Source organism: Mycobacterium sp. TY815 (assembly GCF_030755135.1).
Lineage (GTDB): Bacteria > Actinomycetota > Actinomycetes > Mycobacteriales > Mycobacteriaceae > Mycobacterium.
The window spans coordinates 621,915-643,766 of record NZ_JAUFRX010000001.1 but is presented as its reverse complement, the minus strand read 5'-3'; the positions used below and the strand labels follow the sequence as shown (position 1 = coordinate 643,766).

The following is a 21,852-nucleotide window of genomic DNA, read 5'->3' as shown; positions in this document are numbered from 1 at the left end:
CACCGGTAGCGTTGTGCCCCATGACCGCGGCAAGTGACGACGAGGCCGTCACCTCCCTGGCCATGGCGGCCGCCACCGGAAACACGCGGTGGGCACCATTCGCTCCCGCGTCGCACGGGCCCGTGACGCGCTGCTGGCCGACGCCGAACGCGACGACCTGACCGGTTAACGCAGGTGCGCGACCCACTGGGCGGCTGCGGCGACGGTACCGACCGTCGCGACCCCCTCGGGCAGCGGCGGCCGTGACACCATCACCACCGGAATATGAAGTGCCGCAGCAGCATCCACCTTGCCCCGGGTCATCTCGCCGCCGCTGTTCTTGGTGACCAACACGTCGATGCGGTGTTCGGCGAGCAGCTTCAGTTCCTCGTCGTAGTGGTAGGGGCCGCGCGACAGCAGCAGGTGATGACGCCGGGGCATCACCGCGTCCGCGGGCGGGGTGACGGCGCGGATCAGGAACCACGCATCGCTGGCGGCGAACGCCGCGACGCCGGACCGTCCGGTTGTCAGGAAAACTCGCGAATACTGCTGCTGGGCAACTTCATTCGCTGCCTCATCGTCTGTCGCGACAACCGTGGCCAGATCGGGATCCCACGCCGGGCGAGCTAGCACCAGATGCGGCATCCGCAGCTCGGCACAGGCTTGCACGGCATGCGCGGTCATGGTGGCCGCGAACGGATGCGTGGCATCGACGACGGCGTCGATGCGTTCGTCCCGCAACCACCGGCGCAAACCTTCGACACCACCGAACCCGCCGATGCGTACCGGACCCACCGGCAGCGCGGGATCGGGCACCCGGCCGGCCAGGGAGCTGACGATATCAACTTGTGGGTGCAGCTCTTTCGCCAATGCCCGACCCTCAGCCGTACCGCCGAGCAGCAGCACCCGCATCAGTGCGCGCCTCTGCTGCGCCGCGCGACGGAATACAGATAACTGTCGGTGAAACCTTCGGCGCCCAGGACGTCGCCCACCACGATGACCGCCGTCTTGGTGACGTCAGCCTCGTGCATCCGCTCGGCGATGTCGGCCAGCGTGCCGCGCAACACAATCTCTTTCGGCCAACTCGCGAATGCGACTACCGCTGTTGGCGTTTCGGACCGGTATCCGCCGGCGAGCAGCTGGGGAACGATGTTGTCGATCTGCGCCGCGGCCAGGTGCAGGACGAGGGTGGCACCGGATCGGGCGAGAGTGGTGAGGTCTTCGCCGGGCGGCATAGCGGTCGACAGGGTCGACACCCTGGTCAGCGTGACGGTCTGCGCGATGCCCGGCACGGTGAGTTCCCGCTTGAGCGCGGCGGCCGCGGCGGCGAAAGCAGGCACGCCCGGCACGATCTCGTAGTCGATGCCTCCCGCGTCGAGTCGTCGGCACTGTTCGGCGAGTGCGCTGTAAAGCGAGGGGTCACCGGAGTGCAGCCGCGCCACGTCATGTCCGGCGGCGTCGGCTTCGGCAAGCTCGGCGATGATCTGGTCCAGGGTCAAGGGGCCGGTGTCGACGATCCTGGCGTCCGGCGGGCAGTGCGCGAGAAGGTCGTCGGGCATGATGGAGCCCGCGTAGAGGCACACCGGGCAGCGTTGCAGAAGTCGTTGGCCGCGAACGGTGATCAGATCGGCGGCCCCTGGGCCGGCCCCGATGAAGTAAACCGTCACTGCTTGGTCACCGACCACTGAGTGACGGGGTGTTGTGGGCGCCAGCCGGTGAAGCCGCCGAGCGCTTCACCCTGGTAGTGCTGGAACCGCCGCAGTTCACCGCCATGTCGGGAAAATTCCTGTGCGAGAATGGCTTCGGACTCTACGGTGACCGCATTCGCCACCAAGCGCCCACCCGCGGGTAAGTGTTCCAAGCAGGCGTCGAGCAGTCCCGGGTGGGTCAGGCCGCCGCCGATGAAGATCACCGACGGGCGCGGCGCGCCGGCGAACTGGTCGGGTGCGGCGCCGCGCACCTCGACGCTGACACCGCTGGCGGCGGCATTGAAACCGATGTTGAGGCGGCGCCGTTCGTCGAGTTCGAACGTCACCGCGGTGCAACCGGGCGCGCTGCGGCACCATGCGATGGCGATGCTGCCCGATCCCGCCCCCACATCCCAGAGTCTTTCACCGGGGCGCGGATTCAGGACTGCGAGCGTCACCGCCCGGATCCCGTACTTGGTGATTTGTCCGTCGTGCATGAAAGCGTCGTCGGGCAGCGAGGTCACCCGATGGTCGGGCAGGTAGCGGATGGCGATCACATTGAGGTCGTCGACGTCCTCGGCCGTGCTGTGTGCCCAGTCCCGGGCGGCACCGTCGCGTCGGCGCTCCCCCGGTCCGCCGAGCAGTTCGAGGACGGTGAATTCCGACTCACCGTGCCCGTAAGCGTCCAGCGCCGCGGCCAGCGTCTTGGGTGTGTTTCGGTTGCGCGACAACACAATCGCCTGGCCACCGCGGCGGATCGCGGTGTGCGGGTCAGCGGTGACCAGACTGATCAGCTCGGTCTCGTGGACGTTCCAGCCCATCCGGGCACACGCCAAGGTGACCGACGACACGTGCGGCAGAACCCGTACCTTGGCCGCGCCGAACAGGCGGATCAATGTGCCGCCGATCCCGTGCAGCAGCGGGTCGCCGCTGGCGACGATGTGGATGTCCGGCCCGTCCACCGCAAGCGCCTCCAGCGCGGGCAGCATCGGCGACGGCCACTCCCGTCGCGGCGCTGCGATGGTGTCATCGAGGAGGTCGAGCTGTCGCCGGGATCCGTAAATAACGGTGGCGCGGTGCAATTCGGATCTGGAGGCGGCGGACAGACCCGGGATTCCGTCCGCACCGATGCCGACTACGACGATCATCGCGGCATCCTGCGCCATATCGGCTGCGGAAGTAGCCGCAGCGTGAAAAACATTGGCCGCAGCGCCCACGGTATCCAGACACTGCGTCGGCCTTTCGCCAGTGCTCGCGCTGTGGCGGCGGCGACTTGGTCGGGGGTACTGGACAGCGGCGCGGGCGCCATGCCGTCGGTCATCCGGCCGATCACAAATCCCGGGCGCGCGATCAGCAAATGAACGCCACTGCCGTGCAGCGCGTCGGCCAGTCCGCTGGCGAAGCCGTCCAAGCCGGCCTTGGCCGATCCGTAAACGTAGTTGGCGCGGCGCACCCGGACCCCGGCCACCGAGGAGAACACCACCAGCGATCCTCGGTTAGCGGCGCGCATGGCTGAGGCCAGATGGGTGAGCAGACTGACCTGAGCGACGTAGTCGGTGTGGACGATGGCGACGGCATGGGCGGCATCGCGTTCGGCGCGGGTCTGGTCGCCGAGGATGCCGAAGGCCAGGACCGCGGTGCCGATGGGACCGTGTTCGGCGATGATGGCGTCGACCAGAGGACCGTGGGAGGACACGTCGTCGGCGTTGAATTCCCGGGTGTGCACGGCTTCGGCGCCGGCGGCGAGCAGGGCGGCTTTCTGGTGCTCGAGTTGGTCAGCGTTGCGCGCCGCCAGCACCACAGTGCTCGCCGGTGCCAGGCGCCGCGCGAGTTCAATACCGATCTCGCTGCGGCCGCCGAAAATTACCAGCGGACCTTCGCGGGTGTCGTCCACGGCTGTGATTATTGCCTGCGCTAGCGTGAAGGGCGATGGCCAAGACAACGACCCGTCTCACCGACGATGCGATGGCGTTCCTCTCCGAACGCCATCTGGCCATGCTGACCACGCTGCGCACCGACAATTCACCGCACGTCGTCGCGGTGGGCTTCACCTTCGACCCCAAGACTCACATCGCCCGGGTAATCACCACCGGCGGTTCCCAGAAGGCACTCAACGCCGAGCGGGCCGGGGTGGCGGTGCTGAGCCAGGTGGACGGGGCCCGCTGGCTCTCGTTGGAGGGCCGGGCGGTGGTGAACAAGGAGCTTGAGGCCGTCCGTGACGCGGAACTGCGGTATGCCCAGCGCTATCGGACACCGCGGGCGAATCCTCGACGCGTGGTGATCGAGGTTCAGATAGAACGGGTTCTGGGTTCGTCGGATCTGCTCGACCGCGGCGACTAATCCCGACTCAGGTGATGGTGTAGTTCACCCAGGCGCCCCCGGCCGGCCCGGCAACGGCATGCAGACGGGAATTCTGGACCCCGGTCCGGGGCAGTTGGAAAGTGAAGCCTGCCGCCGCACAGGCCGCCGGAGCGTTGGCGAAAGTGACCGGAGCCGTCACGAACCAGGTGCCGGAGGCGTTCTGGCAGGCCGCGGGATGCGCGGCCGCACACGGCGCCGCCACCCAACGACTGTCGGTGCTCTGCAGGGTGCAGGTGCCGACGCTCACGCGGGGTTCGTCGGGTGCCCAGCTCCACAGAGTGCCCTGAATACGCCCGTCTTCGGGTAGCAGTTGGTCGAAGCCGAACAGGTTGACCCCGCAGTTCGTCATCGACTGCGCTTTCGGAGGGGTGAGGGCCGCGGGGTTGGTTGGTGGTCGGCTCGGGTTGATCAGGGCCGAGATGAAGGTCGAGTCTTCGTAGTAGCGAACGATTTTCGAGGCGTAGATGGCGGGGCCATACGTGGCGTCGCATTTCGGGTAGGGCTGATAGTCGAACGTCGAGCCGCTCTGCACTTCCTGGCCGTCCCAGTTGAACACCGTGGTTCCCCAGCTCGGCACACAGTCTCCGACGAGTACGACCTGTGCGCCCGCAGTGCGCACGTCATCACGCGAGATGGTCCGCGGGAAGTCGGCACAACCATTCGCCGTGATGTCGGCCGGCGCGGGATGGTAGATGAGGCTGGTGCCGTTGGGGCGGCGTAACTGTCGCTCCAGGGAGTCCAGTGCCGAGGCATAAGCCTTGGCGTCTTTCAACTGGTCCTCGATCAGGATGAGGACGACCTCGTTCGGATTCGTGTTCAGCCAATCAGTAATCGCCGGAAGCACTTTGGTGAGTACCGGTTCGGTCGTGCAACCCAGATTCGCCTGGTCGGGCCCCCGGCCGTGGCACACCGTGACGGCGCGATTGCCCAGCTGGTCAATCTGCGGGATGTAGTGCAGGTCCAGTTCGATGCTGCGGGCGTCGATGTCGAATTGCTGTGGCATCGACAGCTGCTGATTGGAGTCGGCGTGGGACGGGGTGAATTGGCTTACCAGACTGTTGAACGAGTTGTGGGTGCCAATCCACTGCGCGTCCTTGAACGGGACCGGGTTGCCGAGCGCGTACTGGAACTGCGCGGTGCGATGCACCCAGGAATTCAGGTAGGCGACGGTGGCCGCTTGGGTCACCTTGGAGGCGAGCGGAACGAGGCACAGGTTGTCGGTTACCCCGATGCGCCGGCATTCGGCAGCGACCGCGTCGGCGAACTTTCCTGTACCCACGCAGGGAAAAGCGAAGGGGCTGATGGCATTACAGGGCGCCGTCGGGGATGGCGGAGTCGGCACCTCATTGACGTCGGCGGTCACCGGCGGGGCCGAGGCGAGGGCCAGCATGAACGCACAGACCACGACAGCGGATTGCAGCCACCGGGCGCATGGGGCGCTTGACATGCGCGAAAGATTGTCACGGCTTGGCTATAGGGAGGAGAAATGTTGTCGAACTGTGGGTGTGTTGAAATCACTTCGTTAACATTGGTCTCTTTTGACTCATAGTTCTCATATGCAACTTCAGCCTCTAGCGCTGGGGCCTGGAATTCACCCTCCTGCGATTGGACGGCGCGGCTGACCCCAGCAGTGAATTGCGGGCAGTTTGGCACCGGGTTAGCCTCGCCACGATCCGACGACCGGAAAGGAGCAAGGGTGTTCGTCGACGTTGCCGTGCTGCGTTCGGGCGGTGCTGCTTCCGGCCGCGCAGGTGACCATGCACAGGAAGCGGCTCAACATCTTTCGCGTGCCGCGCTAGAGCCCGGGATCTTCGGTGATTTCGCCGCTGCCGAGACTTTTCACGAAGCCGTGGGCTCGATGCAGGCCCACCACATGGCGCTTTTGCGCCAGCATCGGACTGTCCTTGTCGGCGTTGGTGGTCGCGCATGCCGTGCCGCAGCGGGGTTCACTGAGATGGACGCGAGCAACGCGGCGAGCGTGCAGGCGGTGTGGTGCGACTCCGCTACATAAGCGTCGAGCACCTGATCGCCGCGGCGGGGGGCGACCCCTGGGCTGTGAACACCAGCCTGCAGCGCGGTCGTCCGGCGCAGATCTCGTTCCTGGCAACTGCTTTTCACGACGCCGGCCGCCTGACGAACGAGGCTGAGTCGGCGTTCCGTCAGGCCCGTGACCGGTTCGAGGCGGCGTGGAACCGCGAGAACGGCGACCACCCGATCAACGATGCGGCCGAGGTTCAGCGCGCAACGGGTTCACTCGGCGTGCAGGCCGAGCAGCTGCCGGAGATCGCGATTGATCTGGAACGGATTGCGGCGATCCTGGCTGAAGCGCAGCGCGCATCCGCGGGCCGGATCCGGGCGCTGGAAGGCCGACTGGAGGCCCTCGACCGCGAGCTGAGCGAAGCCCATGCGTTGGTGAACTCCGACCACCTGCCCTTGTCGCACGAAATCGCCCTCGACGGCATCATCGTCGAACTCGAGCAGCGCGCGATTGACGACACCGCGGGGGCGCTGCGAAACGTTGAGCAAATCCGGGAGATGTACGCAGACCTGTTGCGAAGATTGAAGACTCGGATGCGCGAACGAGGTGGTTACGACGGGGCCGTCTCAGCATTGGACGGCGGGGAGGCCAAGCCCGTTCAATCACCCGCGCAAGCAGAACGGGACGTCCACGCGGCACTCGCCGGTGATCAGGTGGCCGCGTCGCGGGTGAATGCGATCTTGGGCTCGATCACCGCTGACCAGTTGGCCGGAAAGGTGCCGCTGTCTCCGGAGCAGGCATCCGTCGTGAGTCAGCTTCAAGCGCAGCAACACGGGATGTCCATCGAAGCTGTGCAGACCGCCGTGCAGCGACTGGGCGACCAACAAGAGATGATCGCCAATTCATGGCAGCTGATGAGCAACCCCGCCCTCACGTTCCCCCGGACCGACCTCAAACCCGATGCGCTGCAGGGGACAGACATCGTCAGGGGCGGCTTCACGCAACTGCCCGACTGTGTCCGGCAGGCGCTGGAAGCGCCGTGGTCGCAGTACTACGACCTCGTGGTGGGACAAATGCTTGCCGGCGGCGACCCCTCGAAGACTGTGGCGGACGTCGTCAAACACGGAAGATCCTCGTTCCAGACCAACACCGAACTAGACCGACGGATGCTCGCCAGGGCATCGGCGATGATGGATGCAACCTTTGGCATGTCTTCGCCGCCTCCCCAAATGCGTCAGGGCGCAATGGTGTTTGATCCGATCGTCGCCGACATCCTCGCCGCCGTATCGCCAGACCACCAGGTCGTGCATGACGTGTTGACCGGTCCCGCGCACGTCGCATTCATGGACAACGTCACTCGCCATTTCTGGAGCGACCACGGCAAAGCCGCAGCGTCGCTCTTCGATTGGACCGAACACGCCGCTCATGGCACCGAGGCCGGGATCGCCGGCGAGACCGCTAGAGCGTACGCCGCGTACATCGGGGCAAGTGAACCGGGATTGTTGCACCTGCCGGGCAATCACACTGTCGGCGAAGTGAATCCGGACTTGGTCCGGGGCTTGGCGCACGGGCTGGCTCCCTACGTCCAAAACATCTCGGGCACAGGCGGATTGGCCGAGTTCGGCGTGATGCAGGACGGCAACCGTGAAAGCGGCGTGATGCCCATCGCCAAGGGAATCTTCGCGGTGCTCAGCACCGACGAAAAGGCATCCGAGTACTTCAACGGCGCAGCCGACCGTGAGGCCCTGATCGCCGAAGGTGCCTACGCCCGACAGGTGGTGAACGGCGAACCCGGCACGGGCGCCTACAACGCCCACCTGCACGATGCTATGACGTTGCGTGGGTTGGTCGATTCCGGGATTCACAGCGCTCTGCAGGCGGATACGGAGAACCGTCACCTGAGCGCCGAAGCGGCCGCGACCGCCGAGTACAACCAGAGGAAGCTCGCTTACGAACTGGGCGCCAAGGTGCTCGGAGCTGGGGTCGACCGTGTTCCGGTAGTCGGTCCGGCCGCCGGCGTCGCGATCGGAATACTAAGCACGGCACTGGAAAACGACTACGTCGGACTGCCCCCGACGAGTAGTGCGGTGACCGACCATCAGCTACCCCATATGTCCATCGGGCAGGCCGATCGCGAAATCCTCAATGCCGTCATCGCTTCCGGCCGTTCTGTCGAGGGCGTGCCGCCGCAGTACCTCATTGAAGGCCGGATCGGAAGCCCTGACGAGCTGGCGCGCCAGCACATCGAGGTAGACCTTGGCCACTACGACGAAACGCTCAATCAGTTGCTGGCCGGTCTCCTGCGACAGAGCCAGGCCAATGGTCTTGAACAGCCCTTCGTCCCGGATTTGTACATGGTCAATCGCTACGACGCCGTCATCCAGGATCACGACCCGCAGAAGAAGTAGCCGCCTCCCAGCAAAGCCGAATACCGCCGGCGGGCGATCGGCGCTAGCATCGCCCGATACCGAAGGCGCACATCCCTGCCTGCGCGTGACCCAGCGACATCGAGAATCAGAAAGGACTCTCAATGAAGAAGTCAAGCCGCCGATTCAGTGATGGGTGGTGAGTCGGGTTGCCAGGTGCGGTTGTCGCGGATGAGTGCGTAGAAGACGTTGGTGCGGCGTCGGGCCAGGCAGATTGTGGCCGGGATCGCTCGTTTGCCTTCGTCTCTCTTGCGCCGGTAGTAGGCCTTGGAGTCGGGGTCGCAGCGGATCGCGGTCAGTGCGGACATGTACATGACGCGGCGGAGTCGACGGCTGTAGCGCTTGGGGGTGTGCAGTCGTCCGGTGCGTTTTCCGGAGTCTTTGGATACCGGGGCCAGTCCGGCCCAGGCGGCGAGTTGGTCGGCCGATCCGATCAGCGCGGGATCGCCTACGGCGGCGAGGAATTCTGCACCGAGCCGAAAGCCCATGCCGGGCAGGCTGGTGATCACCTCAGCGAGCGGATGGCGGCGAAATCGGCCCTCGATGTCGGTATCGGTGGTCTTGATGCGGTCATCGAGGGCGATCACCCCCTGGGCCAATTCGGCGACCAGGGCGGCAGCGACCTCTTCGCCGGGCAGGCGCACCGTCTGAGACTTGGCGGCGGTGACCGCCGCCGCAGCGATCGCGGCTGCGTTGCGGACCCCGGCATCGGCCAGTATCCGGGTCAGCCGCGAAAGCCCCTTCTGACGAATCACTTTCGGTCTTTGATAGCGCGAGAGCAGCACCACCCACCCGCGATCCTGGGTGATCTGAGCGGCCCGCTCCAAGGCCGGGCACACCGCGATGAGTTGCTGGCGCAGCCGGTTGATGGTGCGGGTGCGGTCGGCCACCAGATCCGCACGATGGGCGGTGAGCATGCGCAGTTCGGTGATCAGGTCGTCGTCAGGATGCAGGATCGGCAGATCAGCACCACGCATCCGCGATTGGTCGGCGATCACCCGGGCGTCCTTGGCGTCGGTCTTGGCTTCGCCGCCGCGGTAGGTCACCGAGGCTTGCCAGACCGCACGGCCGGCGAGGTAGCGCACCGACTTGCCGGCGTCAGCCAGCACCGTCAACAGCAGGCTGGCGTACACCGTGGTCAAATCCACCGTCCAGGCCACCTGTCCGGCCACCCCTTCGATCTCGGCGATCAGCTCGCGAATCGATTGCTCATCGTTGGCGAGCTTGCGCGAGAGCACCACGGCGCCCTTATCGTCGACCACGCACACCCAATGGTGTTCCTTGCCGACATCCACACCAGCCCACAACTGGCTCGCCGCCATCGAACCTCCTCTTCGCTTGTTGCCCAACATGATCCCCACGGACGACCCCGCCAGCATGTCCTTAAACAAGCGATCACATCGCAGATCTCAATCAGCGGCCAGAGAAGTCCAAGCAGACCGGGCGGCCAGTCCTTTCAAGCCGCACCCACGGGCCGACAACAACATGACAGCCTCACCCGGCCCACCCGGGTCACAGCACAACGTAACAACACGAAGTAACTGCAACTACGAACTTAAGGACATCATGAGCGGTGGGGACGACCAACTGAGAATCATTCTCGATCAGCTGTCGCAGCTGCTCGGGATACCGCCGCCGCCGATGATCACCCCCGACCAGTTGGCGACGGGAGCTTCCAGCATCAGCCAGCTGCTGCGCGCGCTCGGCGCGGCGGCCAATGCCGGCGACTCGGCCGACTACGGTGAAGCGCTGGCCGGACACGACGAGCGTGAGGCCAAGACCTCCGATGCACTGGCAAAGTTTCCCGCCAACGAGCAGCAGGCCGCAGCGCAGCTGGCGGGTGTCGGGGGATCCGGCGAGATGGGACAAATGCTGCAGCAGATGCCGCAAATGGCGTCGGGGATCGCGGGCGGTATCGCGGGAGCTCTCGGCGGTCTGTTGCAGCCGCTGAGTCAGATTCCGCAACAGCTGGCCCAGGCCGGACAGCAGGCCATGCAGGCCGGGATGGGGATGATGCAGCAAGGCGCGGGCGCGGCCGAAGCCGAGCCTGAAGAGCTGGCAGGCGCCGAAAGGGGTCTGGGCAGTGAAGCCGGCGAACTGAGCGGTGCTGGCGGTGGCGGCGGAAGCGGCGGCGGGGGTGTTGAGGGCACCACGCCGACCGCGATGCTGGGACCGCCGCCGACCCCGTCCGCCGGTACTGTGCCCGCGTCGTCGCAGGCCGTGGCACCGGCGCCGACTGCCACTCCAGAGTCGGCGCCGGCGCAGCGCGGGGCGATGGGTGCGATGCCGATGATGCCGCCCGGTGGGATGCATGGGGCCGCCGGCGCGAGCGGCGAAAACAAGCCTGAAACCAAGCGCATCCTGGGGCCGACGGTCAAGAATGGCGCGCCGGTGCAGGGCCGCATCACTGCGCCTCCCATGCCGGCGGTGACCAAGCATGTGGACGGCAAGCCGGTGGCGACGCGGCGGATTGCTCTACCGGAGGTCAAGCGGGACGACGAGGAACGCTGAGGACTGAGCTCGAAGCAAATCCATCTCGCTTGCCTTTTCGCTAGTAATCGCTGACAGTCCCGCTAGCTGATACTTTTCAGCAAAGTCTGACTGGCGAATTTCCGGAGGAACGATACGATCCACGCGTGTCGAATATGCCTCCCTCGCAACTTCCGCCGCCGTGGGCGCCTGCGGCGAGTCGACCGTCTCGGTGGCTCGCGTTTGTGTCGATCGGAATTGCCCTGGTCTCGGTCGGCATCGCCATCGGTGCCTGGTTCCGGCCGCTGCCGAAGAACGAGCCGCCTGCGGCGCCGACGTATTCGAGCCAGCAGGTGGCGGATGCGAAGGCGAAGGTTTGCGCTGCTTATCGGGTAGTCCGAAAGGCTCTGGCCGCAACGGGTAGCCGAGATGGCGGAACGGACCCCACCGCGACCCTTGCGGTCGCGACGAGTTCGCGGCAGGCGCTTGCAGTTGGCAGCCAGTACCTAAGCTCCAAGCTTGATGAAGCGCCGGCAACTGCAGTTGATCTGGCGAATGCGGTTCATAAGCTTGCGGGTCTATATCGAGAAATTGCGATCAACTACCTTGCTGAAGTAGACGAAGCAGATATTGAGCCGTTACGACGCGCCGCAGAACAGCCCTCCCTGGACATTGACAGGCTCTGCCAGTGACCGAATTCCCCCCGGGAAGATGGTCACAACTTCTCGTGGGTGAACAGTGGCCGACGGCCCACGACCTCGCAGTACTTCAACAATGCGAGAGCAACCGCAATCGGATACACATTGGATTTCACGACTTTGCCGAATTGCTGCGCCGCGCACAATCTTCTTCCCTCGCAGAGCAGCACGGAATGACAATCGCCGATCTCCGCGAAACCTTTCGAAGCGGGGAGACCCACGCTCTTGGTGTAGCAGCCAAGAATGCGGTAAAGGAACGTGCCTATGCCGCCGCATGTGCGAGCGTCATCAGTCTGCAGCATGATTTGACGGCACTCGCCGCCGAGGGAAATGCTGCAATAGAAGCGTTGGTAAATTCGAAAGATCCGGAGCCGCTGAAGGTGGCACAGATTGCGACATTGATAGAGAATTATCGAGGATTGGCAAATGCCGCATCAGCCAAATACGGCAGTAATGTGATTGATGCGATGCAACACATCTTAGATATGGAAGGAAGAGGCCAATCGGCTCGGGAATTCGCCCTTGGCCACGGAGTCGATGCTGGAGAATTGTTCCGGCAGGGAAAGACCTCGCAGGAATTAGAGTCTGAGGTCCGCACAGAACTCAACGGGCCGGGTGTTGCAGGCATTCCCCACAACCAGTCGACCAAGCCTCTGGTCGCCGCCCCGGCACCAGAGACAGAGGGCCGAGGCACGGGGGCGCTGCCCACCAATCTCGGCGCTGGACCAAGCCATGTGCAAGCAGCAACACTTTCGCGCGGCCCTGACGTAGGTCCCGGAGTTCCACGTAATGCCTCGACCGGGCCAAAGATCGCTTCGGTGTCAGGTCAATCGCCCACCAAATCACCGCTACCAATCAGCCTTGGCGCCGAGACTGGCATGCCGTTGACGGTTCCCAATCACACCGCGGTGCCCGTGCCAGCGGCATCCTCTGTCAAGGTGCCAGCGCCGCTAGGTACGTCCAGCGAAACACTCGCAGCGCTTCCCCCCACCCCAACCCTCTCCCCCACCGAACTCGCTCAAAGCTTCAACAAGGGCATGGAATCGGGAGCCCCGCTGTCCGCAGCCGCGCACGTCGCGCCGTCGATCCCCGTGACGTCGACAGAACCGCAGATTTCCCATGCCGCGCAGACGATCCCATCAGCAGCTCCCAGCCCGCAGGTGCACGTCCCGGTCGTCGACTCCCCACCGCCGGTCCACCACGCACCGGCGATGGACGCGGCACCAGCTACTCCCACACCGATAGTCGCTGCGCCCCAGCCAGTTTCGCCACCCGTAACGCCGCAAGCCGTGGGCCCCCTGCCTAGCTACGGCTCCGACATACGGCCTCCGGTCTCGACTGCGACCAGCCCGCCAGCAGCACCGGGCACCCCGTTACCGCCGTCGGCCAACCCGACCTCCGCGCCGGTGACGCCGTCAGCAGCTCAATCGCCCGCGAACCAGCCGGCCGTCGTGCGCCAGACCAGCCCATCCCCCACACCGCCACCTCCATCAGCATTGGGAACCCAGGCCGTCGCCGCGACTGCCGCCGGGGCCACAATGGGTACCATCTCGGCCGAGGACACAGCGCGAAAACGGTTGCAGCGCCTGGTCAACGCGGTCGCGCGTCAGCAACCCCGGCTGGCCTGGGCTGCCGGTGACCACGCCGATAACACCACGTTCCTCGTCACTGATCTGGCTAGCGGCTGGATCCCGCCGGGCATCGAACTGCCGTCCGCGGTGACCCTGCTGGCGCCGGCCCGGCGCCGCGGCAACCTGGAAGCACTACTGGGCGGCGCTACCGTCACCGCCAGCTACACCCCGATCCATCATCTGCCCCATGCCGATAACGAGACCCCGACTTCGTCGCGACCCCGCACCGCCCCGGACGTCAACGATCTCGGATGGGAGCTCAGCCAAGCGACCCAATGGCGTGACGGCCTACCCCGGCTTGCCCATACCCTGGCGAAGGCGGCCTCCGCCGGCACCGGCGTGTTGGATTCCGAGATCAACCTGCTGCGCGAGCATCTCGCGACGACCAGCAAGCGGGTACTGGACAGCTACCCCGACGGAGTCAACGGCCACGAGGTGGGCAACTGGCAGCTGCTTGCCGCAATCGATGCTTTAGTTGCCGGGGATAAGGCAACCGCCAACTACCATCTCGCCTGGTTTCTGGCAGCGAAGGCGCACTGACGGCGCATCCGCAAGCCGCAAGCCCTGAATCCCGTTGCCCAACCAGGGCTTACGACACGACGACAAGCTCATGCGGCCGGTTATTGACCGACAAAGCACCGTCCGACGTGACTACCACGATGTCTTCGATGCGGGCACCCCAGCGCCCCGGGAAGTAGATACCCGGTTCGACCGAGAACGCCATGCCTTCCACCAGCGGCAGATCATTGCCCGCAACGATGTAGGGCTCCTCATGCACGCACAACCCGATGCCGTGCCCGGTGCGATGCACGAAATATTCCGCAAGGCCGGCCTCGGCCAGCACATCACGGGCCGCGGCGTCCACCTGCGACGCCGTCACGCCCGGCCGGACCGCATCGCACGCGGCGCGTTGAGCTCGCTGTAACACCGAATAGTGTTGGGCAACTTCAGGACTCGGCTCGCCAATACTGTAGGTACGGGTCGAGTCCGAGTGGTACCCGGGACGGTACAAACCGCCGATGTCGACGACGACGATGTCGCCCTCCGCGAGCTCCCGGTCCGAATACCCGTGGTGCGGGTCAGCCCCGTGCGGACCCGAACCGACAATCACGAATGCCACCTCGGAATGCCCTTCGGCCACAATCGCTCTCGAGATATCTGCGGCCACCTCGGCCTCGGTCCGCCCCGGCACCAGGAACGACGGCACTTGTGCATGCACCCGGTCGATGGCCGCACCGGCCGCGCGCAGTGCCTCGATCTCCAACGGCTCCTTGACCATCCGCAGCTCGCGCAACACGTCAGTGGCGAGCACCGGTGTCACACCCAGCTCAGCAGCCAACGGCAACAGGTGCAGAGCCGGCATGGAATCGCTGACGGCGAAAGCACCGCTTCCCAACGCGGCGGCCACCATCGCGTACGGGTTTTCCCCATCCACCCAGTCCCGCACGCTGACGCTCAATTCCGAAGCCGCAGACTGCTTCAACGAAGCCAGTTCCAGCCGGGGCAGCACCACCGTCGGCGAACCAACGGCAGGCACCACCAAAGCGGTCAACCGCTCGAACGTCTCCGCTCGCGACCCGAGCAGATATCGCAGGTCATATCCGGGCGTGATGACCAGACCAGCCAAGCCGGCCCGCTCGGCCAATCCCGCGGCGGCCCTCAGCCGTCGGGCATACACCGCGGCCTCGAATCGGTCAGTGTCCATGGCAGCCAGGCTAACCGGACGGCCTGGCAGGATGATCAGCATGCCCGCACCCCTGTTGCTGTTGGACGGCGCCAGCATGTGGTTTCGCTCGTACTTCGGGGTGCCGTCCTCGATCAAGGCCCCCGACGGCAGGCCGGTGAACGCCGTTCGCGGATTCATCGATTCGATGGCGGTGGTCATCACCCAGCACAAGCCCAGCAGGCTGGCGGTGTGCCTGGATTTGGACTGGCGCCCGCAGTTCCGGGTCGACCTGATCCCGTCCTACAAGGCGCACCGCGTGGCCGCCGAGGGACCTGCCGGTGAACCCGACATCGAGGAAGTACCCGACGAGCTCACCCCCCAGGTCGACATGATCATGGAGTTGCTGGATGCCTTCGGCATCCCGACGGCCGGTGCGCCCGGTTTCGAGGCCGACGACGTCTTGGGAACCCTGGCCGCACAGGAACGCAACGACCCGGTGGTCGTCGTCAGCGGCGATCGCGACCTGCTGCAGGTGGTCGCCGACGAACCCGTCCCCGTCCGCGTGCTCTACCTGGGCCGGGGTCTGTCGAAGGCGACGCTGTTCGGACCCGCCCAGGTAGCCGAGCAGTACGGGGTTCCGATCGATCGGGCCGGCCCGGCATACGCCGAACTCGCTCTGCTGCGCGGCGATCCGTCCGACGGGCTGCCAGGCGTGCCGGGGGTCGGCGAGAAGACCGCGGCGACGCTACTCGCGCAGCACGGCTCGCTGGAGCAGATCGTCGCTGCCGCCGAGGATCCAAAGTCGAAGATGGCCAAGGGATTACGGGCGAAAATCAAGTCCTCGACGGACTACATCGAGGCGGCCGGCACGGTGGTGCGGGTGGCGACCGACGCACCCGTCACGCTGTCCACGCCCAGCGACGAATTGCCGCTGCACGCGGCCCATCCCGAACGCACCGCCGAACTGGCCACCCGCTACGGCGTCGGATCCTCGATCTCTCGGCTGCAGAAAGCGCTCGACGCCCTGTGACTTACTGGGGCCGACCGACCTCGTAGGTGCCCTTGTCATCCTGGAATGTGACCGTCACGTGCTTGTTCGCGCCGTCGATGCTCACGGTGCAGTCGAAGGTGCTGCCCTTCTTGACGACCGGGTCGGAGCCGCCGTTGCACTTGACGTCCTTGACGTTCTTGGCGCCGTAACCGTTGGTCTCGTCGGTGAGGATCGACTGCACGTCGGTGTTCGCCTTGTTCACGTTCAGCTTGGTGGTGACGAAGAACCCGGGAACCACGAAACCGAGCACCAGGATGACGATCACGAACAGCAGCGCGATGCCACCGATGACAGCGCCGAGAAATGCCTTGGAACGCTTCGGACCCTGCGGGGTCTGGCTGTACGGCTGCTGCGGGTACTGACCCGGCTGGCCCGGCTGCCCGTACTGGGGCGGCTGCCCATACTGGGGCTGACCGTACTGCTGTGGCTGTCCGTACTGGGGCGGCTGACCGTACTGCGGGGTGGCACCGTACTGAGTGGCTTGTGATCCGAAGTCCGAACCGTACCCGGGCGACTGCTGGGGATAAGCGGGGTCAGCCGGCTGCTGGTAGCCGGGATACTCCGCGGCGGGGTACGACTGGGCGTGCCATGTCGCGTCCTGATTGCCGCCTTGCTGTTGCCATGGCGATCCCGCCACGGTCGGGTCCGAGGAACCCCCGGGCGGCTGCCATGACTGGTTTGGCCCCTGCGGTCCACTCATCGTTACTCCTCAGTCTGATGTGTCCTCGCCACCGTCGCCCCCGGTGGCCTCTGTACGCATTCCGGATGTAACCGTAGCTCCGGCCTAGCCTACCCGGCGTCAACTGCGACGACGCCGCGCCGAATGTCATTGATAGCGCGCTTGGCTGTGGACCGCACGTCGGGGTCGGGTGCCGCATTGCGGACCTGGTCCAGCAGGTCGAGCACCTGGCGACACCAGCGCACGAAATCGCCTGCTGACAATGGAGATCCGGAACCGTAGGCATCGGCCGCCGCCAGGGTTGCGGCCAGATCACCGGTACGCGCCCAGCGATAGATCACGTGGACGAACCCGTCGTCGGGTTCGCGGGTCTGCCCGATGCGGTGCGTCTGCTCGTCGGCGCGCAACGCCGTGGACAGCCGCGCGGTCTGCCCGAGCGCCTGCCGCAGCCGCGGTGTCGGCACGTCGGTGCCGAACGGGGCGCCGGGGCCGTCACCGCCGCGGGCCTCGTAGAGCACGGTCGAGACCACGGCCGCCAACTCCGGCGGCTTCAGCCCGGCCCAAGCGCCGGTGCGCAGGCACTCGGCCACCAAAAGGTCACTCTCGCTGTAGATCCGCGCCAGCAATCGGCCGTCGTCGGTGACGTGTGGGTCCGTCGGCGGCCCCTGGATGAACTCACGCTCGGTGAGCAGGCCGACGATCCGGTCGAAGGTGCGGGCCAGGGAATTGGTGGCCGCGGCCACCTTCCGTTGCAGCTGCGCGTTGTCGCGTTCGATGCGCAGATAGCGCTCGGCCTGCCTTACCTGCTCCTCCAGACCGGGCGAGTTGTGGGCCGGGTGCCGGCGCAACTGCTCGCGCAGTGACGCCAAGTCCGGGTCGTAGTGCGTGTCCGCCTTGTCACCGCGGCCCGAAGGGACCGTCAGGCCTTCGGCGGCTGAGCGTAGAGCGGAGGCAAGATCGCGTCGTACCCGCGGCTGGCGGTGTTCGACCCGCTTGGGCAGCGTCATCGACCCGACCGGCGGGGTCGCGCCCGAATAGTCCGCGGACGAGATCCGGCCTGCCCACCGATGTTCGGTCAGCACCAGGGGTCGCGGGTCGTCGCGGTCGCGGGCGGATTCCAGGACCACGGCCAGCCCACCGCGCCGGCCGTGGTTGATGTTGATGATGTCGCCGCGTTTCAGGGCGGCGAGGGCATCGCTGGCGGCCTGCCGGCGGTGCAGCCTCGACGCTCGTGCCTGGGACCGCTCGAGTTCGCTGATCCGCGCACGCATCCGTGCGTATTCGAGGATCGGCGCCTCGGGCCCGCCCAGCTCGGCGGCGATCTCGGCGAGCATCGTCTCGCCCCGCTCGATGCCACGCACCAGGCCCACGACCGACCGGTCCGCCTGGTACTGCGCGAACGACTGCTCCAGCAAGCGGTGCGCCTGCTCCGGCCCCAGCTGATGCACCAGGTTGATCGTCATGTTGTACGACGGCGCGAACGAGCTGCGCAGCGGGAAGGTGCGGGTGGATGCCAGGCCTGCCACCTCCGAAGGCTCCACATCCGGGTGCCAGAGCACCACCGCATGGCCCTCGATGTCGATGCCGCGCCGGCCTGCTCGCCCCGTCAGCTGGGTGTACTCCCCCGGCGTCAGCGGCACGTGCTGCTCGCCGTTGAACTTCACCAGCTTTTCCAGCACCACGGTGCGGGCCGGCATGTTGATGCCCAGGGCCAGCGTTTCGGTGGCGAAGACGGCCCGGATCAGGCCGGCGGTGAATAGTTCCTCGACGGTGTGCCGAAAGGCCGGCAGCATGCCGGCGTGATGGGCGGCCAGGCCCCGCAGCAGTCCTTCGCGCCACTCGTAGTAACCCAGCACGGCCAGGTCGTCGTCTGCCAGGTCGCCGCAGCGGTGCTCGATGACCTCGGCGATCTGCGCACGTTCCTCCTCGGTGGTCAGCTTCAGCGGCGAGCGCAGGCACTGCTGCACGGCGGCATCGCAGCCGGCACGGGAGAACACGAAGGTGATGGCCGGCAGCAGCCCGGACGAGTCCAGCGATGCGATGACGTCGGGCCTGGCGGGTGGGCGGTAGAAGCGCGGCCGGGCGGGCCGTCCGGCATTGCGCCGGCGCGGCTGCCAGTCCGACATGCGGTCGGCTTCGCGGCGGTGTGCGATGTGGCGCAGCAGTTCGGGGTTGACGTGCGGTTTGTCCTTGCTCGAACCCTCGGCGCGATAGTCGAAGAGGTCGAACATTCGCTTGCCGACCAGAACGTGTTGCCACAACGGCACCGGCCGGTGCTCGTCGACCACGACGGTGGTGTCGCCGCGCACCGTCTGGATCCATCCGCCGAATTCCTCGGCATTACTCACCGTCGCAGACAGGCTGACCAGCCGCACCTCGTCGGGCAGATGCAGGATCACTTCCTCCCAGACCGGACCGCGCATCCGGTCGGCCAGGAAATGCACCTCGTCCATTACCACGTGCGAAAGACCCTGCAGCGCAGCCGAATCCGCGTAGAGCATGTTCCGCAGCACTTCGGTGGTCATCACCACCACCGGGGCGTCGGCGTTGACCGAGAGGTCGCCGGTGAGCAGCCCGATCTTGTCCTTGCCGTAGCGCGCCGTCAGGTCCGTGTGCTTCTGATTGCTCAGCGCCTTCAGCGGCGTGGTGTAGAAGCACTTGCCCCCGCCGGCGAGCGCCAGGTGTACGGCGAATTCGCCGACAACCGTCTTGCCGGCGCCGGTGGGCGCGCAGACCAGCACCCCGTGACCGCCTTCGAGGGCGGCACAAGCCCGGCGCTGAAAGTCATCGAGGGGAAAGGCCAGCTCGGCCGCGAACCGGGTCAGCTCCGGCAGGCCCTCCGGGACGGACGGCTCAGGTGACGTCGTCATGTGTTCCGCCGATCACCGACGGCGCCGGTATCGGCGAGGGTGGTTCGATGACGGACGCCTGGTCATCGGGGATCGCAGCGGCGGCGGCTTCGCGCTTGGCCTTTCGCTTGTCATGGATCCGCGCAATCTGGATGGCGAATTCGAGCAGCACCGTGAGCGCCAGACCGAGCGCGGTCATCGAGAACGGGTCGGATCCCGGAGTAAACACCGCGGCGAACAGGAACATCGCGAAGATCAGCCCACGACGCCACGACTTGAGCCGCTCGTAGGTCAGCATGCCGGTGACGTTGAGCATCACGATCAGCAACGGAAATTCGAAGCTGACCCCGAAGACGACCAGCAGATTGATCAGGAAGCCGAAGTAGCGGTCACCCGACAGCGCGGTCACCTGCACGTCGCTGCCGACCGTCAGCAGGAACCCCAGCGCTTTGGCCAGCACCAGGTAGGCCAGGACGGCTCCGGCGACGAAGAGCACCGCAGCCGGAATCACGAAGGCCACGGCGAAGCGGCGCTCCTTCTTGTACAGCCCGGGCGTGATGAACGCCCACAGCTCGTAAAACCACACCGGACAGGCCAGGACGACCCCGGCCGTCATCCCGACTTTGAGCCGCAGCATGAACTGGTCGAACGGCGCGGTGGCCAGCAGCCGGCATTGCCCGTCTGCGCTGATGCTGGCCCGCGCGGACTGGGGCAACGCGCAATAAGGGTGGCGCAGCCACTCGCCGAGGCTCTCCATCCCGAAGATCGGGTGCGAGTACCAGATGAAGCCGAACGCCGTAGTGACCACGATCGCGGCCATCGAAATTAACAGCCGGGTACGCAGCTCGGTCAGATGGTCGACCAGCGACATCGTCCCGTCCGGGTTGACCCGGCTACGCCGGTTACGCGGGTTGAGGCGTTTGAGAGGACCAAAAGCGCGCGCTGAAACCCTGGGACCTTTCACGACATTTGGTCAGAAGTGAGGACGGACTACGCCGGCCGTGCTTCGGTGTGACCCTGCTCGGCGGCGGCTGGCGGTTCGACACGCTGCGACTGCACCGGTGTGGGAGCCGCCGCAGGAGTCTCGATAGACGAGTCGGTCTTGTTCTCGCTCTGCAGCTCACGGACCTCGGACTTGAAAATGCGCAGCGACTTGCCCAATGAGCGCGCCGCATCGGGAAGCCGCTTGGCACCGAACAGGACGATCACCACGACAGCGAGGATCAGCCAGTGCCACGGTTGAAGACTGCCCACTTTGATTACCTCCAGACGTTCACCCGATGCTACCGCAGCACAGGTGCCTGGCCGGGACAAGCGAACCCTTGCACCGCCGCGCGCCGCTCGCTTTAGGACGTCATGCCTGCTCAGAGGTACTTTGCACGGCTTGATACGCCTCGACGCCCGCGAGGGCGGCCGCGCGCACCCGCTGGGCGAGCGACTCCGGCGCCAGTACCCGCACGGCCGACCCGAGACCCAGAATCAGCCTGGTCATCCAGTCTTCGGAGGCATAGGTCATGGTCACATCGCAGCAGCCGTCCGGCAGTTCCTGCGGGTCCCGCAGCGGGTAGTACTCGAACATCCAGGACGCTGACGGGTCCAGCCGCAGCGTCGCCGACGGCAGGGCCGGGTCACCGTCGAAGAGCGACGTGTCGGGTGGCGACTGCAACACCGGTTCCGGGGGTGCGGCGGGTTCGGCGAGCGCTGTGGCGTCGACGATCCGGTCGAACCGGAACAGCCGGACCCCTTCGGCCTCGCGTGACCAGGCTTCCAGGTAGCTGTGGTCGCCGACCAGCAGGACGCGGATGGGGTCGACGACGCGGGAGGTGAGCGAGTCGTGCGAGGCGGCGTAGTAGTCGATGGTCAACGCTCGCTTGTCGCGCACCGCGGCACGCACCGTCGCGGCGGCGCGACTCTCCATCGGCGCCGGTTCGTCGATGGCGGCCGCGGCGTCGTCGTGCCCGGCGGCCCCGGCCGCCGCGGCGATCTTGGCGATCGCGCTGCGCGCCGCTTCGGGATCGACCACACCGGGAATGTCGGCCAGCGCACGCAGCGCTACCAGCAGTCCAGTCGCCTCCGGCGAGGTCAGCTTGAGCGGCCGGTCGATGCCGGCGGAGAACGTCACCTTGACCGTGTCACCCGAGAACTCGAAATCGATGAGATCACCAGGGTCGTAGCCGGGCAGGCCGCACATCCACAGCTGCTCGAGGTCCTTTTGCAGCTGGTCTTCGGAGACGCCGAGTTCGGCTGCCGCTTCGGTCTTGGTGATGCGGGGGTTGGCCTGCAGGTACGGCACCATGTTGAGCAACCGGACCAGCCGGTCGGATACGGGGGTCATCGACGACACCCTCCTCCGCAACTGGGCGGTACCCCCACTGCA

General features: G+C 66.1%; 20 protein-coding genes and 1 pseudogene. 8 read left to right on the top strand and 13 right to left on the bottom strand.

The genetic code is table 11. The features are described from left to right. Positions 1-88: 88 nt before the first annotated feature. Positions 89-169, top strand: a pseudogene (locus QXK92_RS02680) (RNA polymerase subunit sigma); the annotation flags it as partial. On the opposite strand, the gene QXK92_RS02675 reads toward QXK92_RS02680, so the two are convergent. The 4 genes from QXK92_RS02675 to QXK92_RS02660 are packed head-to-tail and all read right to left on the bottom strand — an operon-like array spanning position 166 to position 3,561. Continuing rightward, on the bottom strand, positions 166-891 hold the full coding sequence (locus QXK92_RS02675) for a cobalt-precorrin-6A reductase (protein ID WP_306240119.1): 726 nt from the start codon (positions 889-891) through the stop codon (positions 166-168). The pseudogene QXK92_RS02680 and the gene QXK92_RS02675 overlap by 4 nt on opposite strands. After that, a complete protein-coding gene (gene cobM / locus QXK92_RS02670) occupies positions 891-1,646 on the bottom strand; it encodes a precorrin-4 C(11)-methyltransferase (RefSeq protein WP_306240117.1) in 756 nt (251 codons plus the stop codon). The genes QXK92_RS02675 and cobM overlap by 1 nt, the downstream gene beginning before the upstream one ends. Then, positions 1,643-2,815, bottom strand: coding sequence for a precorrin-6y C5,15-methyltransferase (decarboxylating) subunit CbiE (cbiE, locus tag QXK92_RS02665; RefSeq protein WP_306240116.1), 1,173 nt, complete (start codon positions 2,813-2,815; stop codon positions 1,643-1,645). The genes cobM and cbiE overlap by 4 nt, the downstream gene beginning before the upstream one ends. Continuing rightward, positions 2,812-3,561 carry an SDR family NAD(P)-dependent oxidoreductase gene (locus tag QXK92_RS02660; RefSeq protein ID WP_306240115.1) on the bottom strand — a complete coding sequence of 250 codons (750 nt, stop codon included), beginning with the start codon at positions 3,559-3,561 and terminating at the stop codon, positions 2,812-2,814. The genes cbiE and QXK92_RS02660 overlap by 4 nt, the downstream gene beginning before the upstream one ends. A gap of 35 nt (positions 3,562-3,596) precedes the next feature. Here QXK92_RS02660 and QXK92_RS02655 point away from each other — a divergent pair, with 35 nt between their 5' ends. Beyond that, positions 3,597-4,007, top strand: a complete 411-nt coding sequence (locus QXK92_RS02655) for a F420-dependent biliverdin reductase (protein WP_306240114.1) — start codon at positions 3,597-3,599, stop codon at positions 4,005-4,007. A gap of 7 nt (positions 4,008-4,014) precedes the next feature. Here the strand turns inward: QXK92_RS02655 and QXK92_RS02650 are convergent, their stop codons facing one another. Then, positions 4,015-5,475 (bottom strand): hypothetical protein, encoded by a 1,461-nt coding sequence (locus QXK92_RS02650; RefSeq protein WP_306240113.1) that lies wholly within the window; start codon positions 5,473-5,475, stop codon positions 4,015-4,017. Positions 5,476-5,724: 249 nt separating this feature from the next. Between QXK92_RS02650 and QXK92_RS02645 the strand changes: the two genes are divergently transcribed. Further along, entirely contained in the window at positions 5,725-6,039 is a 315-nt protein-coding gene (locus QXK92_RS02645; protein ID WP_306240112.1) for a DUF2563 family protein, read from the top strand. After that, positions 6,021-8,414 carry a hypothetical protein gene (locus tag QXK92_RS02640; RefSeq protein WP_306240111.1) on the top strand — a complete coding sequence of 798 codons (2,394 nt, stop codon included), beginning with the start codon at positions 6,021-6,023 and terminating at the stop codon, positions 8,412-8,414. The genes QXK92_RS02645 and QXK92_RS02640 overlap by 19 nt, the downstream gene beginning before the upstream one ends. Positions 8,415-8,545: 131 nt before the next feature. Here the strand turns inward: QXK92_RS02640 and QXK92_RS02635 are convergent, their stop codons facing one another. Further along, the gene (locus tag QXK92_RS02635; protein WP_306240110.1) at positions 8,546-9,754 is read right to left on the bottom strand and encodes an IS110 family transposase; all 1,209 of its coding nucleotides are present in this window, start codon (positions 9,752-9,754) and stop codon (positions 8,546-8,548) included. A gap of 244 nt (positions 9,755-9,998) precedes the next feature. On the opposite strand from QXK92_RS02635, the gene QXK92_RS02630 reads away from it, so the two are divergent. Beyond that, positions 9,999-10,943, top strand: coding sequence for a hypothetical protein (locus QXK92_RS02630; protein WP_306240108.1), 945 nt, complete (start codon positions 9,999-10,001; stop codon positions 10,941-10,943). Positions 10,944-11,146: 203 nt separating this feature from the next. Continuing rightward, positions 11,147-11,593 (top strand): hypothetical protein, encoded by a 447-nt coding sequence (locus QXK92_RS02625; protein WP_306240107.1) that lies wholly within the window; start codon positions 11,147-11,149, stop codon positions 11,591-11,593. 23 nt (positions 11,594-11,616) lie between these two features. Here QXK92_RS02625 and QXK92_RS02620 read toward each other — a convergent pair whose 3' ends face one another. Continuing rightward, on the bottom strand, positions 11,617-11,901 hold the full coding sequence (locus QXK92_RS02620) for a hypothetical protein (RefSeq protein ID WP_306240106.1): 285 nt from the start codon (positions 11,899-11,901) through the stop codon (positions 11,617-11,619). A 1,236-nt stretch (positions 11,902-13,137) separates the two neighbouring features. Here QXK92_RS02620 and QXK92_RS02615 point away from each other — a divergent pair. Further along, entirely contained in the window at positions 13,138-13,770 is a 633-nt protein-coding gene (locus QXK92_RS02615; protein ID WP_306240105.1) for a DUF5631 domain-containing protein, read from the top strand. A 49-nt stretch (positions 13,771-13,819) separates the two neighbouring features. Here the strand turns inward: QXK92_RS02615 and QXK92_RS02610 are convergent, their stop codons facing one another. After that, positions 13,820-14,935, bottom strand: a complete 1,116-nt coding sequence (locus QXK92_RS02610) for a Xaa-Pro peptidase family protein (protein WP_306240104.1) — start codon at positions 14,933-14,935, stop codon at positions 13,820-13,822. A gap of 40 nt (positions 14,936-14,975) precedes the next feature. On the opposite strand from QXK92_RS02610, the gene QXK92_RS02605 reads away from it, so the two are divergent. Next, positions 14,976-15,926, top strand: a complete 951-nt coding sequence (locus tag QXK92_RS02605) for a 5'-3' exonuclease (RefSeq protein WP_306240103.1) — start codon at positions 14,976-14,978, stop codon at positions 15,924-15,926. Position 15,927: 1 nt separating this feature from the next. Here QXK92_RS02605 and QXK92_RS02600 read toward each other — a convergent pair whose 3' ends face one another. The 5 genes from QXK92_RS02600 to QXK92_RS02580 all read right to left on the bottom strand — a co-directional run bounded on the left by QXK92_RS02600 (position 15,928) and on the right by QXK92_RS02580 (position 21,810). Next, positions 15,928-16,647, bottom strand: coding sequence for a DUF4333 domain-containing protein (locus tag QXK92_RS02600; RefSeq protein ID WP_306240102.1), 720 nt, complete (start codon positions 16,645-16,647; stop codon positions 15,928-15,930). Between the two features lie 89 nt (positions 16,648-16,736). Further along, the gene (locus tag QXK92_RS02595) at positions 16,737-19,496 is read right to left on the bottom strand and encodes an RNA helicase (protein WP_306240101.1); all 2,760 of its coding nucleotides are present in this window, start codon (positions 19,494-19,496) and stop codon (positions 16,737-16,739) included. Beyond that, a complete protein-coding gene (tatC, locus tag QXK92_RS02590) occupies positions 19,480-20,439 on the bottom strand; it encodes a twin-arginine translocase subunit TatC (protein WP_306240100.1) in 960 nt (319 codons plus the stop codon). Before tatC ends, QXK92_RS02595 begins: the two co-directional genes overlap by 17 nt. A 26-nt stretch (positions 20,440-20,465) precedes the next feature. Then, complete coding sequence (tatA, locus tag QXK92_RS02585; protein ID WP_306240099.1) at positions 20,466-20,729, bottom strand: Sec-independent protein translocase subunit TatA; 264 nt, start codon at positions 20,727-20,729, stop codon at positions 20,466-20,468. A 100-nt stretch (positions 20,730-20,829) separates the two neighbouring features. Beyond that, a complete protein-coding gene (locus tag QXK92_RS02580) occupies positions 20,830-21,810 on the bottom strand; it encodes a YafY family protein (RefSeq protein ID WP_306240098.1) in 981 nt (326 codons plus the stop codon). Positions 21,811-21,852: the final 42 nt, after the last annotated feature.

Bases quoted from the DNA above. Each gene is read 5' to 3' on its own strand.
- QXK92_RS02655 (WP_306240114.1), top strand. From the start codon at position 3,597: ATGGCCAAGACAACGACCCGTCTCACCGACGATGCGATGGCGTTCCTC.
- QXK92_RS02610 (WP_306240104.1), bottom strand. From the start codon at position 14,935: ATGGACACTGACCGATTCGAGGCCGCGGTGTATGCCCGACGGCTGAGG.
- QXK92_RS02600 (WP_306240102.1), bottom strand. From the start codon at position 16,647: ATGAGTGGACCGCAGGGGCCAAACCAGTCATGGCAGCCGCCCGGGGGT.
- QXK92_RS02580 (WP_306240098.1), bottom strand. From the start codon at position 21,810: ATGACCCCCGTATCCGACCGGCTGGTCCGGTTGCTCAACATGGTGCCG.
- QXK92_RS02615 (WP_306240105.1), top strand. From the start codon at position 13,138: ATGGGTACCATCTCGGCCGAGGACACAGCGCGAAAACGGTTGCAGCGC.
- QXK92_RS02620 (WP_306240106.1), bottom strand. From the start codon at position 11,901: ATGCTGCAGACTGATGACGCTCGCACATGCGGCGGCATAGGCACGTTC.
- cbiE (WP_306240116.1), bottom strand. From the start codon at position 2,815: ATGATCGTCGTAGTCGGCATCGGTGCGGACGGAATCCCGGGTCTGTCC.
- QXK92_RS02630 (WP_306240108.1), top strand. From the start codon at position 9,999: ATGAGCGGTGGGGACGACCAACTGAGAATCATTCTCGATCAGCTGTCG.
- QXK92_RS02675 (WP_306240119.1), bottom strand. From the start codon at position 891: ATGCGGGTGCTGCTGCTCGGCGGTACGGCTGAGGGTCGGGCATTGGCG.
- QXK92_RS02650 (WP_306240113.1), bottom strand. From the start codon at position 5,475: ATGTCAAGCGCCCCATGCGCCCGGTGGCTGCAATCCGCTGTCGTGGTC.
- QXK92_RS02635 (WP_306240110.1), bottom strand. From the start codon at position 9,754: ATGGCGGCGAGCCAGTTGTGGGCTGGTGTGGATGTCGGCAAGGAACAC.
- QXK92_RS02595 (WP_306240101.1), bottom strand. From the start codon at position 19,496: ATGACGACGTCACCTGAGCCGTCCGTCCCGGAGGGCCTGCCGGAGCTG.
- QXK92_RS02605 (WP_306240103.1), top strand. From the start codon at position 14,976: ATGCCCGCACCCCTGTTGCTGTTGGACGGCGCCAGCATGTGGTTTCGC.